Source organism: Mastigocoleus sp. MO_188.B34, from assembly GCF_030065675.1.
In the GTDB taxonomy this organism is placed as follows: domain Bacteria; phylum Cyanobacteriota; class Cyanobacteriia; order Cyanobacteriales; family Nostocaceae; genus Mastigocoleus.
On sequence record NZ_JASJDK010000037.1, the window covers coordinates 37,374 to 54,679 of the forward strand.

A 17,306-nucleotide genomic window follows, 5' to 3' on the forward strand; every position below is an offset into this window, starting at 1 on the left:
GTATTGTTTACCAAATAAATTATTTTTTGCCAAAGGTGATAGCAACATCTTTGAAACACCTCCAATAAAAGGTTAAGAGAGGTTATTTAAAACAATTAGGAAAGTGAAATTTAACACTTTCCCAATGAATTTTTAGTTGTGGTAAATGCAATAATTTTGATAATCCCGTAAACATTCTTAGCTAGTTTTTCCTAAATTACCCCAGCTAATCACAGTCTAAGTCTAGTTAGAAGCCAACATTCCAACAGAATTGAAATTTTCGGATTAGACATACTCAAAAGCGGTGTCACTAAGATTTAAGGTGGTGTTATCTTCTAGGATTGCTATCAAATCTCCATTGCGAGAGAGGAAAATATCATTTCCTTGCTGCTGTTGTTGATAATCGGTTGCAATCCCATGAAGTTGGAGAAAATCAACTGTAGAATCAAAATCTTTGATTAAAGCATAATCTTGATAACCAGCAGTGTCATAGTAAGCTTGATTGGTATCACCCAAGATAAACTTGTCTGCACCATCACCACCGGTTAAAATATCTTTTTCGTAATAACCAGCAACTACTTCATCGGTACCATTAATGACGTCATTACCAGCACCGCCAGAAATAGTATCATTACCGCCATTACCAGTTATATGGTCGTCACCATTGCTGTTAGATGCAGAGGAAGCTCCTTGATTAACATCAACTACTATGTCATCACCATAGATTAAATCATTACCAGAATTACCGTAAATTTGGTCATCTCCTGCACCACCAACGATAGTATCGTTACCACCAACACTGGACCATTCAATCTCAATGATGCCAAATTTGTCAGGAGCAAAGACATTAGTAGGATAACCGAAATACATGAGATAAAGATAATTGCTCTCTACTACAGGATTAAAGTTAATGGTTTCATAAGTGATTGCTTGCTCACTAATCCACTCCCAACCGCCTGTAGCATCCGTTAAACCGATATGGCGATCTGTGCCAAAAGTATCAGTGAGGAATGTTTCTTCAGCAGCATCATTAATAGTAACTAAATTACCACCGTAACTTTCTGCTTCAATTTGCGCTTCTACCAAAGTAGTAGCACTTTGAGTCAAGATATAGGTACTTTGACCATAGTTAAAACTACCAGCAATATTAATTGGAGCAACATTACTCGAATCGTTTGCCTCATCTTCCCCGAAGATAATATCATTACCTTCCCCACCATCAATCCCATCATTACCGTTCCCACCTCTGAGGATGTCGCTGTTTGCTCCTAGTTCTACTCCAGAAGGTAGAGTGTTAGATGTATCATTATTACTTGTATCAGTAGTACTGGAGTTAGTATTAGTGGTATCAGTAGTTGTAGGGTCTGGATCTAGAACTACATTGTTAGTATTATCAACAATTGGAACAAACTCAACATAGTCAATGTAAGCTTTATCACTTACAAAATCATCATCGTCATCATCACCACTACTAGTTACATAAGCAACTGTATCTAGAGTTAGAGATTCACCACCATTGAGACTAACTTCACTAGCAATAGTTCTGGTTTTAAAGTTAGAACCACCCGGAGATGTAGTTCCCGAACTTTGATTGAGATACCAGTCATCTATTGTACTTGCTCCTAAAGAGGCTGTAATCCTAGCATTACCATAAACATCGTGATAGCCAATCACAATGTTGTATTGTCCTGCTTGTCCATTAAATATGGTACTAATGGTAGCTGTAGAATTAGTCTGAACCAAAGTTTCACTAGAAGCGAGGCTATAATTCCCAGACAAGGTCATATTTTCTGCTTCAACTTTTACTGGGTCTAGCCCAAGCTCAACATTACTGCCTTCTTCGTTAGTGGTAGTTCCAATAATAGTTAGTGTTTCAGTGGCGGAAGTAAATAAATTGACCAGAGGACTTACACTATTGCCAAAGGCTTGTTCTAAACTTACAGAATACTCATCACCGAAGATAAAATCATTACCGCTACCACCATTTCCAATATCTTGACCTTCTCCTCCCACTAGTAAATCTTTACCACCTTCTCCTTCTAAAGCATCACTTCCCGAACCACCGATTAAAGCATCATTTCCTGTGTCTCCGTTGAGGAAATCTCTACCTTCTCCTCCATCTAAATAATCATCATCGTCGCCACCCATCAGGACATCTGCGCCAGCTTCACCTAGTAATACATCTTCACCAGATTCTCCAGAGATTAGGTCATCTCCTACTCCACCTTTGATGGAATCATTACCGTCAAAACCAAAAATAGTATCATAACCTTCCCCACCAATTATAGTGTCGTCTCCTTCGGCTCCATCAACTAAGTCATCACCTTGACCAGAAACTATATTATCGTTACTGGTATCCCCACCAATAATGTCATCTTCGTGACCGCCAGTGATATCTCCGTAGATAATATTAGTTACTTCATTATTTGTCTGTCCTGGTAATTTAATCCCTTCTAAATTTCCATTATCTTGACTAGCAAAGAACACCTCTTGCCACCAAGAATCTTTTCCTTGATTAGCTTCAAACCACCACTTATAAAGTTCTTGCCAAGAAGAGTTTCCTCCTTCGTTATTTTGCGCCCACCACTCATATAGTTCTTGCCAAGAAGAGTTTCCTCCTTCGTTATTTTGCGCCCACCACTCATAAAGTTCTTGCCAGGAAGAGTTTCCTCCTTCATTATTTTGTGCCCACCACTCATAAAGTTCTTGCCAGGAAGAGTTTCCTCCTTCATTATTTTGTGCCCACCATTCATAAAGTTCTTGCCAGGAAGAGTTACCTCCTTCGTTATTTTGTGCCCACCATTTGTAACTTTTATTTATCATGTTACGTAAATCTTTGAAGAAGTCTTTTGGTGGTATTTCCTCACTATTTGTGGTGGAATCTGTAGTGCTAGAGTCAGAAGTTGTACTTGTAGTGGTAGATTCAGAAGCTGGGTCTGTAGTGCTAGAGTCAGAAGCTGGGTCTGTAGTGCTAGAGTCAGATGTTGTACTTGTAGTGATAGACTCAGATGCTGCTGCAATTTCTGCTTCTATTTGGGCGATTAAATCTAAAGAAGATACTGGAACATTTCCATTTTCTTCTATCCACTCAACAGAAACATCAAGTTTATCAGCTAGTTGAACCTTGGCTTGGGCTAGGATTAATTCTAATCCTTCCGTTGTGAATAACTGTTCTACCTCACTAGCATTCTCACTTAAATCGTAACCCATGACATCGAAGGCTAACACATCCAAATCAGTAATAGATGCTCGCTCTTGATACCACAGAGTCGGATCCATTATTCCTAAAGGGTCGTAACGTCTTTCCCAGTGGCTAGCTTGATACCCATCTCCTTCTTTACCTGTAGACATCTTAGCTGTTAAAGTTTCTCCACCATCAGGGGAAAACCAAGCTACTCCACCGATTGATAAATCACTTACGCTCCCATCAGGATTGTTTTGAGCTAAACTTTGTGCGGAAAAGCGGAATAAGTCTAAAGGATTAAAATTAGTTAATTCCTTACGTCCTGAATAAAGAGTATCTTGTTGCAGAGAAAAATCTAAACTGCTGGTAAAGCCTAAAATATGTCCCGTTTCGTGGAGTGCTACACTCAAAAAATCAAGGGTATTTTCTGCTGCTTCACTATCTCTAAGGTAGTTGAAATCCCAGGCAAAATTCTGATTCATCATAATTGTGCCATCGATGAAGTGAGTTGAATCGTCCAGGACATAACGATCCAAACTAATTGCTTCATTCATTCCCAAGGCTTGAGCTAAAGCGGTAGTTAATTTTATTTTGGTATTACCGCCAACTAAATCACCATTAAGTAAGAAATCAACAGTATTTCCTTGTTGTAAAGCATCATAAGCAAGTTGATCTTCTTCCGAAGTGATGTCCGCAGCAAAATATTCTAAAAATAAGCCGTAATGCTGTTCGTGATATTCGGGAACTGCTCCACCAATGATATTTGCATCTAATTGATCTGTAGATTTGGCAAAGATATTGATTTCAATGTCATCTGTAAATAATTGACCCCAAAGAAGCGATGTCATCTCGTAACCAATCATTTGTTCGAGACTGACATTCATATCGTAAAGGAAATTTATTTTCATGGTTGTGCGTGTATTTTAAATAATTGACTTTTGCTATGTTTATTTGTCTATTTATTAGCTTTATCAAGTATAAAAATATTTTTATTTTATGAGGTTAAATGACTTTAAGATACTTGTAAAAATTCCAACAATATTAAGTCTTGAAAATATATTTATACTACGTTTTTGTACGGTATTTAATTGAGTAATACAACTTATTCTATACTCATGCAATAACTGTTTGTTTGATGTATTATTTAATAGCTTCCTAAAAAATATTATGTGAAAATATAAAAAGATGAAAAATATAAAAGTATATTTAGTAATAAAAGATTAAAGGATGTTATATGTCATATAAAACAATTAGGAAAGTGAGATTAACACTTTCCTAATTAATTCTTAGTTGTGGTAAATGCAATAATTTTGATAATCCCGTAAACATTCTTAGCTAGTTTTTCCTAAATTACCCCAGCTAACCAAAGTCTAAGTCTAATTAGAAGCCAACAGTTCAACAGAATTGAAATTTTCAGATTAGACATACTCAAAAGCGGTGTCGCTAAGATTTAAAGTGGTGGTATCTTCTAGAATGGCGACCAAATCTCCATTACGGGAAAGGAAAATGTTATCTCCTTCCTGCTGTTGTTGATAATCTTGAGCAACTCCATGAAGTTGGAGGAAATCAACAGTGGAATCAAAGTCTTTGATTAAAGCATAATCTTGATGACCTGCAGTAGCATAGTAAGATTGATTTGCATCTCCTAAGATAAACTTATCTGCGCCATCACCACCGGTTAAGATATCTTTTTCGTAGTAACCAGCAACTACTTCATCGGTACCATTGATGACGTCATTACCAGCACCACCATAGATAGTATCATTACCACCATTTCCAGTAATGAAATCATTACCTTCCCCAGGAATAGATGAAGCTTTACTAACATCTACTATTAAACGAGGAGCATTGCTACCCTCAGCAGAGTCAAAGAAAACATCGGCAGTACCTGTTGGCAGAAAAGCCCATCCATAATTTGTAGTGGGGTCTGCTTGCCAAGCTTGCAAACTAGCTGTTACATCAATTCTCAGGATGCCTGTGCTAACTGAGCCAGTAGTGGCAATTGCTGTACTGGCTGCTTCGACACCATTGGCTGAAATTCCATTGACCAAAGAGTTCCAAGTCGCACTATCTGACCAACTTTGTAGCATTTCATAAACTGCTATACTACTGCCAGAATTAGAAACATCAATTTCTAAAATTGCAGAGTCAATTGTGTCATCCAAGGCAATTTTGCCTGATTCACTACCAAAGATATCATCAAAGCGAATCAAACTCTGAAAATCACTTTGAGAGTCAATATCAACCTGAAGTGAAGTTGCACTGCTAAAATCTTGATTTGGAGAGGTTTCCTTGAGGCTTGTATCAACTGTGCCATTATAGCCATTAACTCCTTGCTGGAAGGTCAGGGTTTGAGATAAAGCTTGATTGACATCCACCTTTAAGCGGGGAGCATTACCACCTTCAGAAGAGTCAAAGAAAACATCAGCAGTACCTGTTGGAAGAAAAGCCCACCCATAATTCTGATTGGGATTCCCTTGCCAAGCTTTTAAGCTTTCTGTAACATCAATACTCAAGATACCAGTACTAACCGAACCAGTTGTAGTAACTGCTGTACTGGCTGCTTCGACACCATTGGCTGAAATCCCATTGACCAGAGAGTTCCAAGTCGCACTATCTGACCAATTTTGCAACATTTCATAAACTGCTATGCTGCTACCAGAATTAGAAACATCAATTTCTAAAATTGCAGAGTCGATTGTGTCATCCAAGGCAATTTTGCCCAATTCACTACCAAAGATATCATCAAAGCGAATCAAACTCTGAAAATCATTTTGAAAGTCAATATCAACCTGAAGTGAAGTTGCACTACCAAAATCCTGATTTGGAGAAGTTTCCTTGAGACTTGTATCAACTGTACTGTTGTAGCCATTAAATCCTTGCTGAAAAGTTAAGCTTTGAGCAGTTTTGACAGCTGCATAACCATCTATGTCATCACCATAGATTGAATCATTACCAGAATTACCGTAAATTTGGTCATCTCCTGCACCACCAATGATAGTATCATTACCACCTACACTAGACCATTCAATCTCAATTATGCTTCGGAAATGAGATGAATACTTTAAGGTGACATCATCCCATTTATCCGTATTTGGATCCCAGATATTACTCAAGATAGCGTAGTCTTGATCTCCTTGATAATCATCCGGTTGAGTAGGAGCCCAATCAGTATAAATAGCATCGTTATTGTTACCGAGAATCCAGTCCACAGTTTGACCACTAGCCCATTTCCAGGTTCCTTCAGTTTCCGCATCAGAGAAACCAATAAAGAGAGCTTCTGTTGTTCCAAAGGTATCTTTCAGCCATTGGTTTTCAGCAGCATCGTTGATTGTGACCAAATTACCGCCATAACTTTCTGCTTCGGCTTGTGCTTCTGCCCAAGTACCAGCCTGACTCAAGATATAAGTACTCTGACCGTAGTTAAAACTACCAGCAATATTAATTGGAGCAATATTACTTGAATCATTTAATTCATCTTCACCGAAGATAACATCATTACCTTCACCGCCATCAATCCCATCATTGCCATTACCACCTCTGAGGATGTCGCTGTTTGCTCCTAGTTCTACTCCAGAAGGTAGGGTGTTAGATGTATCGTTATTACTTGTATCAGTAGTACTGGAGTCAGTATTAGTGGTATCAGTAGTTGTAGGATCTGAATCGATAACTACATTGTTAGTATTATCAATGATGGGAACAAACTCAACATAGTCGATGTAAGCTTTGTCACTTACAAAACCATCATCGTCATCATCACCACTACTAGTTACATAAGCAACTGTATCTAGAGTTAGAGATTCACCACCGTTGAGAGCAACTTCACTAGCAATAGTTCTGGTTTTAAAATTGGAAGTACCGGGAGACGTACTTCCTGAAGCTTGATTGAGATACCAGTTATCTATTGTACTTGCTCCTAAAGAAGCTGTAATCCTAGCATTACCATAAACATCGTGATAGCCAATCACAATGTTGTATTGTCCTGCTTGTCCATTAAATATGGTACTAATGGTAGCTGTAGAATTAGTCTGAACCAGATTTCCAGCAGAAGCTAAACTATAGTTCCCAGATAAGGTCATATTTTCTGCTTCAACTTTTACTGGGTCTAGCCCAAGTTCAACATTACTCCCCCCTTCAGTAGTGGTAGTTCCAGTAGTAGTTGTTGTTTCAGCATTAGGAGTAAATAAATTGACCAGAGGAGTTACATTATTACCAAAGGCTTGTCGTAAACTTGCAGAATACTCATCACCGAAAATGAAATCATTGCCACTACCACCATTACCGATATCTTTACCATCTCCTCCAATTAAGAGGTCTTTACCGGCTTCTCCTTCTAGAGCATCATCTCCCGCTCTCCCTAGTAAAGCATCATGTCCTGTATTACCATTGAGGAAGTCTCTATCTGCTCCTCCATCGAGATAATCATCGTTGTCACCTCCCATGAGAACATCAGCACCACCTTCTCCTAAAAGAACATCATTGTCAGATTCTCCGGAAATTACATCATCTCCTGCACCACCCATGATGGAATCATTGCCATCAAAGCCGAATATCGTATCATAACCACTACCGCCGGTAATGGTGTCATCTCCCTGGGCACCGTCGATTAAGTCATCCCCTTCACCAGCAGTAATGTTGTCGTTGGTGGTGTCTCCGCCAATAATGTCATCTTCAAGACCACCAGAGATTTCCTCATAAGCAGGATTAACTGTAGTGTTGTTCTTTCCAGGTAATATAATATTTTCTAAAGAAATTTCACCTGTACTAGCGAAGAAAACTTCTTGCCACCAAGAATCATTTCTTTGGTTATCCTGTGCCCACCATCTATGGGCTTCTTGGGAGGAAGAACTAGCATCTTGATTGTCAATAGCCCACTGTTCATAGAGTTCTTGCCAGGAAGAGTTACCTCCTTCATTATTTTGTGCCCACCATTCATAAAGTTCTTGCCAAGAAGAGTTACCTCCTTCATTATTTTGTGCCCACCACTCATAAAGTTCTTGCCAGGAAGAGTTACCTCCCTCATTATTTTGTGACCACCATTCATAAAGTTCTTGCCAGGAAGAGTTACCACCCTCGTTATCTTGCGCCCACCATTTGTAGCTTTTCTTCATCATATCGTTCAAATCTTTGAAGAAGTCTTTGTCTGGCTCATCCTCATTCGTGGTGCTATCTGTAGTGGTAGAGTCAGAACCTGGGTCTGTAGTGGTAGAGTCAGAACCTGGGTCTGTAGTGGTAGAGTCAGAACCTGGGTCTGTAGTGGTAGAGTCAGAACCTGAGTCTGTAGTGGTAGAGTCAGAACCTGGGTCTGTAGTGGTAGAGTCAGAACCTGGGTCTGTAGTGGTAGAGTCAGAACCTGCTGCTGCAATTTCTGCTTCTATTTGGGCGATTAAATCTAAAGAAGATACTGGAACATTTGCATTTTCTTCTAACGACTCAACAGAAATACCCAGTTTATGAGCTAGTTGAACCTTAGCTTGGGCTAGTATTTGTTCTAACCCTTGTGTTGTGAATAACTGTTCTACATCACCAGCATTTTGGCTCAAGTCGTAACCCATTACATCAAAAGCCAATACATCCAAATCAGTAATAGATGCTCGCTCCTGATACCACAGAGTTGGATCCATAATCCCCAAAGGGTCATAGCGTCTTTCCCAGTGACTAGCTTGATAACCATCACCTTCTTTTCCTGTGGACATTTTGGCTGTTAAAGTTTCTCCACCATCGGGAGAGAACCAAGCTACTCCCCCAATGGATAAGTCATTAACAGTACCATCTGGGTTGTTTTGGCTTAAACTTTCTGCGGAGAAACGGAATAAGTCCAAAGGATTAAAATTACTTAACTCCCTACGACCAGAATAAAGAGTTTCTTGTTGTAAAGAGTAATCTAAACTGCTGGTAAAACCTAAAATGTGCCCCGTTTCATGGAGCGCAACGCTTAAAAAATCAAGAGTGTTTTCTGCGGCTTGAGCATCCCTTATATAATTAAAATCCCAGGCAAAATCCTGGTTCATCATAATTGTGCCATCAAGGTAGTTAGTCGATTGGTCTAGGACATAACGATCTAAACTAATTGCTTCGTCCATTCCCAAAGCTTTAGCTAAAGCAGTGGTTAATTTTAATTTGGTGTTACCGCTAACTAAATCGTCATTTAGTAAGAAATCAACAGTATTCCCTTGTTGTAGAGCATCGTAAGCCGCTTGGTCTTCTGCTGAGGTAATATCTGCTTCAAAGTATTGGAGAAATAAAGCGTAATGTTGTTCGTGAAATTCGGGAATTGCTCCACCAATTACATTCGGGTCTAATTGGTCGCTACTTGTGGCTAAGATATTAACATCAATATCATCCGTAAATAATTGACCCCAAAGAATGGATGCCATCTCATAACCAATCATTTGTTCGAGACTGACATTAATATCGTAAAGAAAATTTATTTTCATTGCTTATATTTTTATCTTGATTGAAGTAAATAAATACTTTGCCATTCTTTTTTGCTCGTCTTCTCAAGTTTAAGAAACGTATTATTGATTTGGGCGAAATCGATATTAACCTTTGATGAAAGTATGAGGAAAAATAAGAATTTAAAATAAATTGACTTCAGTATAAAGACTGAAATTACTCAAATTGTTTAGCTATCTGAATTATTTTATTTAGCTACTTGCTTGCTCTGTTAATTCTGATTCATTTATATTTGAATCATCTTTCTCAGGAAATTTCCTAAATATAATTTTCTTGAATTTATAAATTACTTCTCGTAAAAATTAATGCATGATTAATTTATCAGTAATTTTTGGGAATAATTAACTTGGAAATGCGGTTAAATGTTTTTCATTTAACTCTCACTAACTTTAAATGTTAGAGAATCTGGGGTGAGCCATGAATAACGTTCATTTTTCTTTATCAAAGCTTGAAATCAGAAAGAAAAACAAAAACCTTTATCTTGTATTATGCTTGATATTTTGTTCGTTATTTGGCAACACACCAAAAGTCTCAGCACAATCAACACCAATTCAAATTACTCCAGATACTACCCTTCCCATTAATTCTGTAGTGTCCCCAGATGCTAGTGGAAATTTGATTGAAATTACTGGTGGAACAACTGTAGGAAATAACCTTTTTCACAGTTTTCAACAGTTTTCGATTCTTAATGGTCAAACAGCTTTTTTTGATAACGCATCGAGTATAGGAAATATTTTCAGTCGGGTGACCGGTGGTTCTGCTTCTAATATTGAAGGAATCATTCGTGCGAATGGAACAGCAAATCTATTTTTAATCAATCCCAAAGGAATTATTTTCGGTCCCAATGCAACTCTAGAAATTGGTGGTTCATTTTTAGGAAGTACTGCAGAAAGTATTAAATTCAGTGATGGGAGTTTTTATAGTGCAGTTGACCCCCAAGCACCACCTTTACTAAACATAAATATTCCCGTTGGTTTGCAATATGGTACTGAACCAGGAAATATTATTGTCGAAGGAACTGGAAATAATACTGGTTTTGCTGACCCTAGTAATAATAATTATTCCCTAATTAAAGATTTTCGTCCTTCTGGTTTACAAGTCGGTAAAGGAAAGAATTTAGCCTTGATCGGAGGTAATATTGCTTTAGATGGAGGAAATTTAACCGCAGCAGAAGGACATATTGAATTAGGTAGTGTTAAGGAAGGTTTAGTTGAGCTTGATACTAATAATGGAATTTGGACGTTTGATTACAAAGGGATCGCTGCTTTCCAAGATATTGCTTTAGTAAATGCAGCTTCGGTAGAAGTTAGTGGTAACAGTAGTGGTACGGTTAACGTTCGCGGACAAAATATTTCTCTAACAGACGCTTCCGCCATTCTCTCTAACACTTCAGGAAATGGAACAGGAGGAAGTATTACTCTCAACGGTGCAGATTCCGTCAAAATTACAGGAGTATCTCAAAACCAAATTCCTTTTGTTTCCTATATATCCACAGATACAACCGCAGGTTCAACAGGAGCAGGAGCAGATCTAAGTATTGATACCAATTATTTATTAGTGGCTGGCGGCGCTCAAGTCGCTAGTGCTATTTTTGGCAGTGGTAAAGGTGGAAACTTAAGTGTAAATGCAGAGCGAGTAGAGTTAATTTCAGGTTCCCGCTTAGCTGGTCCGAGTGGTCTTTTTGCTCCCATTGTCCCAGGAGCGACTGGTGACGGGGGAAATATTAGTGTAGACACCGATAGCTTATTAGTTGCTGGAGGAGCGCAAGCTTTTACTCTTTCATTCAGTAGTGGTAAAGCAGGAGATTTTAATATTAAAGCACGAGACATTGAACTCAATGGTACTTCCCCTAATGGTTCTCCCAGTGGTTTATTTAGTAATACTTTTGCCAATGGTGATGGTGGTAATTTAACTATTAATACTGATAGCTTAAAGGTTATAGACGGTGCTGATATTGGTTCTACGGTAGGCGGTATTGGAACAGCAGGAAATACCAAAATCACAGCAAATAGTATTGAATTGAGTAGTGTTGATTCTTTAACAGACCCCAGTCAAATTTCTGCTTCTGTGCGATCGGGTGCTACGGGAATTGCTGGAGATATTAATATTGAGACTAACACCCTCAAACTTAGTGGTGGAACCCAAATAAATTCTAGTGTATTTGGTGCTGGACAAGGGGGAAATGTTGCGATTACAGCCAATGAGATTAATTTAACTGGGTATTCCGCAGCTGCAAATAGGTCTACTGGTTTATTTACAACAGTTATTCCCGGTGCAACTGGTAATAGTGGAAATTTAACGATCGCAACTGATAATTTACAAGTATCAGATGGAGCGCAAATTGCTGTTAGTACTGCTGGTTCTGGGTCAGCAGGTAATTTAAAAGTTACAGCATCCAACTCAGTAGAATTAACCGGTAATGCAATTCAAGCTGGTGGTGGTAGTAGCGGTTTATTTTCCAGTGCGGTTTTAGGTGATGGAAATGGTGGAAATATGAATTTAACAACCAATAAATTAACTATAAAGGATGGTGCAACTATCAGTGCAAGTAACTTTTTGAGTGGTAATGCAGAGATTCCAGCAGGAAAGGGAAAAGCAGGAAATATTAATATTAATGCTCCAATAATCGAACTAGATGGAGTAGATAGCGATACTCCCGCTAGCATTACAGCTTCAACTTTTGCTGGGGGTGGGGGAAATATTTTTCTTAATAGCAACACAATTACCGCTCAAAATGGCGCTCAAGTAACAGCAGAAACCTCAGGAGAAGGTGCTGGTGGTGCAATTGAAATTGTTGCAGATAATCTGAGTATTGGTAGTGGTGCGACTTTTAGCAGTAGTACCATTGCAGCAGGAGATGCAGGAACAATTTCTGTAAATAGTAATTTACTAGATATCTCTACACAAGGAAAAATTACTACTAGTAGTACAGGAACAGGTCAAGCTGGCAATATTAATTTAAATAGCGGTCGCATTCAAACAAATGGAGGTTTTATTACTGCAACTTCAGAACAAACTGGTGGTGGTGATATCAATATTTTCAGTAATGAAATTCTGTTGCAAAATAATAGCTTAATTAGCACCAGCGTTTTAGATAGTAATGGTGGTGGGGGAAATATTCTTATTGATAATTCTAATTTTATTTTGGCACTCAATAATAGTGATATTAGGGCTAATGCTGTATTTGGACCAGGAGGTAATATCGATATTACAACCGAACTTATTTTCACCGATTTGACCAGTGATATTGATGCTTCATCTCAATTTGGACTTGATGGAGTGGTTGAGATTAAAAGTCCTGAATCAGAAAAAGACTTAGGTACGGGTATCTTACCTGAAGATATTACAGATCCTAGTGGTCTGATTACAGCAACTTGTCCAAGTAGTGGTGAAAATATTTTTGCAGTTACAGGTAATGGGGGAATTCCCAATAGTCCGTATCAGAGTCATTCTCTTAGTTCAAATTGGAATGATCTACGTCCAGTTACACAACAAACAATCAAAGCACAAACAACCAAAGTAAGTACAGCAAAAGTCGCTCCCTCAAGAAAGCAGATTAAAGAAGCTACAGCAACTATCATCAATTCAGATGGTGATTTAGAATTGGTCGCTTTGAGCCCTTTATCTACACATAATTGGATAAAGTCTAGTTGTCGAGGCTAACCCCCTCATAACCTCCCTTTAGGGAGGAATATCAGTTTTTATAGATTACTAAATTATTTAGCATTTAGGATTGCTATATCTAAATTTAAGACTATTGAACAACTTTAATGAAATTAATATTTATGCGTAATTTTATCTTAGGAATTTTGATTGGCTTAGCAATTGTTTGTACTCCCGTAGCAGTTGTTCATGGTTTACCCCCAACAGTAGAACAAAAAATAAATATTGGAAGAGAAGCAATGCTGCGTGGCGATTACTTGAATGCGATCGCCCAATGGGAGAAAGCAAAAAATGAAACATCAGACTTAAAAACAAAAGATCTAAAAATTGAAGACCTAGAAACCAAAATACTAATTGATGTTTTTTTGTCCCTGGGCTATCAAGAAATAGGTGATTTAGTCCAAGCGCAAAAAGCTATTACTTCAGCAATTAAATTATCAGACAATCAAGAATTAAACTCCACTCTCGTTGCTAAAGTTCTCAATACCCAAGGTAATTTCGAAGTAAAACAAAATAATCCCCAAGCAGCAGCTTTAAATTTTCGTAAAGCAAAAGAAATATATCAACAAGAACGAGATACTGAAGGAGAGGTTGGTGCTACGGTTAATCAAGCAATAGCTTTACAAAAATTGGGTAAATACCGCACAGCCAAAAAAATACTTCAGGAATTGGAATTAAAATTAAATTCAATACCAAAACCACTACAGGCTTCAGTATATAAAACCTTAGGAACAACCTACGCCACTATTGGAGATTTTCCCACAGCAATTGAAAAACTCGAAGCCAGTATTGCTTTAACTCGGGAAACAGATATAGAAGCAACAGCTAAAACTGGAATTGACTTAGCTGCGGTACTTCAGTTTTCTGAACCCCAAACTGCTACTGAATTATTGCAAGAAGTGGCATCGGTGTCGAAGAATAGAGAAACCCAAGCTATTGCTTTACTGAATTCAATTGATATTGATATTGAAAGTCAAAATTGGGAGCGAGCTATTACCACTGCAAACCAGAGTCAAGAATTAATCCTGAACCTACCAAACAATGATTTTGCCAAAATCGATTTAATCAAAAAAATGGCAAAACTAGAGTCCTATACATCTCCTAATTTAACAGCTTCTCGTCAAAATAAAAACTCTAGAATTATTGCTCCTAAATCTACCTCTAACAAGCGATCGCAATCCTTAATTAATAACCAACACAAACAGTTATTGGAAAAAATAGCCCAATCTGCACGATCTAAAGGTACTGCAAGGACAGAATCTTACGCTGTTGGAACTTTAGCTTATGTAGAGGAACAACAAGGAAATTTAAATCGAGCCATCAAACTCAATAAATATGCCCTCAGCTTAACTGATGCGATCGCTGCTGATGACATAGCTTATCAGTGGGAATGGCAATTGGGAAGAATTTTTAAAACCCAAGGAAAAACCGATAGTGCGATCGCATCCTATCAAAAAGCTGTAAATAATTTAGGTAAAATTCGAGAAGATTTAGTAGCTTTCAACCCAGAATCACAATATTCATTTCGTGAAAGCGTAGAACCTGTTTATCGTCAGCTAGTTGAGTTATTAATTTCTCAACCCACTCAAAAGAATCTCATCCAAGCGAGAAAAACCGTAGAATCTTTGCAGATGGCTGAAATGGAAAACTATTTCCGACAAGCCTGCTTACAAGCTAAACCTGAAAAAATCGAGCAATTCGATCCCACCGCTGCAATTATTTACCCTATAGTTACAGAAAATAATCTTGCAGTTTTAACTTCAATTCCAGGTCAACCAATTAAACTCCACATTCAGGAAATAACTGCTATTGACCTTGAAAGTAAAGTTATGGGACTAATGGCACAATTTAACCCAGTTTCTTCTAACGAAGAAAGAATAGTTCAGTCTCAAGAATTTTATAATTGGTTGATAAAACCCACAATCAATGACTTAAAAGCAGCAAAAATCAAAACTTTAGTTTTTGTTCTCGATAGTGCTTTGCGCAATCTTCCCGTAGCTGCTCTTTATAATGGTGAGAAATATCTGGTAGAAGATTATGCGATCGCCCTTACACCAGGGTTACAACTACTACCTTCCAAAGCAATAAATAATGAGCGTATTGAAGCAGTAGTGGGAGCTTTGAGTGAAGCAAATCAAGGATTCTCTGCTTTACCAGGAGTAGAAAACGAAATACAAGATATTGCAAAAAATCTTAATTCTCAACTTTTACTAAACCAGCAATTTACTAACAATAGCCTTCGTAAGACTTTAAAAGAAACAACCAGCGCACCCATCTTACATTTAGCAACTCACGGTCAATTTAGCTCTAAACCAGAAGAAACATTTATTCTTACTTGGAATGATCGTATTGGAGTTAATGAGTTGGAAGGATTACTCAAAGTGCGAGAAGAAACCCCCAAATTAATTCCAATTGAACTTTTAGTCTTGAGTGCTTGTCAAACTGCCGAAGGGGATAGTAGATCCGCTTTAGGAATTGCGGGAATTGCCCTCAGGTCGGGAGCGAGAAGCACAGTTGGAACTTTATGGCCAGTATCAGATGAATCAACTTCTATCTTGATGGATGAATTTTATGAGCAAATCAAGAAAACTTCTCAAAATAAAGCCCAAATTCTGAGAGAAGCACAGTTAAAGCTCATTAAATCCGAAAATTTCAATCATCCTTTTTATTGGGCTCCGTTTGTATTGATCGGAAATTGGACTTGAGATATTTCTGTAAGTTAACCCTTTGTGTAAAAAATTATTACCTAAACACTTTGGAAATTAATTCATAACAATAACCACCCAATAATATACCGAATGCTCCAAGTGAACTACCCCAACTTGCTACTTGTAGCATTGCCAGAGCCAAATTCACTTTGCCAAATTCACTTTGATATTGAAAATTGCCAGAGTTATCTAGGGAATAAGTTTCATGAGATTTGTAAAAACCTTTTGGAAATTTCCCGTGCAAAATGAGTAGTAAAAAATATATTCATTTTGTACAACTAAGGATAATTAAAGAAATGCGTAAAGCCAAATCTGTAACAAATAGACCCAATAATAAAGTGATGGCTGCAACATTTGCCTCTGCAGTTGGTTCAATTGGTGGAATTATTGTTACTGCTTCGACACTTCCAGCACTGGAAAATATTGGGATTGTAATTCCCCAACAAGACCAGCAAGCTTTCAAAGTTGCTATTGCTAGCGTATTTACTGCCGGTGCAACATTTACACTTGGTTATCTTACACCTCCAGGATTAGAAGATGGTATAAAGCTTGACTCTGAAGACGAGTAAAAATATAGCTATCTTGCAAATAAAGAATAGTTTAGCAAGTAGAATTATTGATAAATTTAATCCCAAAATTTAATCCCAACTTATATTAAATCTCAGTCTTATCTACAAAGAGTTCTTTGAGCAAAATTGTTTGGGAAACGATACTTGATAGACAAAGATTAGAATCAGGATGGTTCAACAAATAATCCCATCTATCAAATAATCCCATCTATAATTATGATTCGGCTATTACTAGCAGATGACCAACCACTATTTAGACAGGGACTAGCTTCTTTACTATCCCTCGAAGAAGATTTAGAAGTTGTGGGAGAAGCCAATCATGGGAAAGAAGCTATTATCCTAGCTGAAACTTTACAACCTGATGTAATTTTAATGGATGTGAGGATGCCAATTTGTGATGGGGTGATAGCAACACGCGAAATTCACAATCGTTTTCCCTGGATTAAAATCTTGGTGCTCACAACTTTTGATGAAGATGATTATATTTGGGAGTCTCTACAAGCCGGAGCACTTGGTTATCTCCTTAAAAGTACTCCAGCTTTACAACTTGCAGCAGCCATACGAACTTTATCTCAAGGACATTCTCAACTTGGTCCAACCATCGCACCTAAAGTTTTTGCCCAGCTACGTCCACCTGTAGTAAGTAAACAAAATTCCTGTGAAAATCTTTTTAGCGAACGAGAGTTAGATGTTTTACGCTTAATTAGCCAGGGTAAGAATAATCGTGAAATAGCTAAAGCGCTGTAT

At 37.8% G+C, this 17,306-nt stretch carries 6 protein-coding genes; 4 read left to right on the forward strand and 2 right to left on the reverse strand.

From position 1 onward, the window contains the following. Nucleotides 1-264: 264 nt before the first annotated feature. Both QNJ50_RS11360 and QNJ50_RS11365 read right to left on the reverse strand, forming a co-directional pair. Nucleotides 265-4,071 carry an NF038122 family metalloprotease gene (locus QNJ50_RS11360; RefSeq protein ID WP_300635337.1) on the reverse strand — a complete coding sequence of 1,269 codons (3,807 nt, stop codon included), beginning with the start codon at nucleotides 4,069-4,071 and terminating at the stop codon, nucleotides 265-267. Nucleotides 4,072-4,581: 510 nt separating this feature from the next. Further along, entirely contained in the window at nucleotides 4,582-9,600 is a 5,019-nt protein-coding gene (locus QNJ50_RS11365) for an NF038122 family metalloprotease (protein WP_300635339.1), read from the reverse strand. A gap of 436 nt (nucleotides 9,601-10,036) precedes the next feature. Here QNJ50_RS11365 and QNJ50_RS11370 point away from each other — a divergent pair, with 436 nt between their 5' ends. From QNJ50_RS11370 to QNJ50_RS11385, 4 genes are all read left to right on the forward strand, one after another. Further along, nucleotides 10,037-13,282 carry an S-layer family protein gene (locus QNJ50_RS11370; RefSeq protein WP_300635341.1) on the forward strand — a complete coding sequence of 1,082 codons (3,246 nt, stop codon included), beginning with the start codon at nucleotides 10,037-10,039 and terminating at the stop codon, nucleotides 13,280-13,282. Nucleotides 13,283-13,404: 122 nt separating this feature from the next. Continuing rightward, a complete protein-coding gene (locus tag QNJ50_RS11375) occupies nucleotides 13,405-15,987 on the forward strand; it encodes a CHAT domain-containing protein (protein ID WP_300635343.1) in 2,583 nt (860 codons plus the stop codon). 248 nt (nucleotides 15,988-16,235) lie between these two features. After that, nucleotides 16,236-16,559: a hypothetical protein gene (locus QNJ50_RS11380; RefSeq protein WP_300635345.1), complete on the forward strand. Its 324-nt coding sequence runs from the start codon at nucleotides 16,236-16,238 to the stop codon at nucleotides 16,557-16,559. Nucleotides 16,560-16,775: 216 nt separating this feature from the next. Further along, on the forward strand, nucleotides 16,776-17,306 hold a 531-nt coding region (locus QNJ50_RS11385), incomplete at its 3' end, for a response regulator transcription factor (protein ID WP_300635347.1).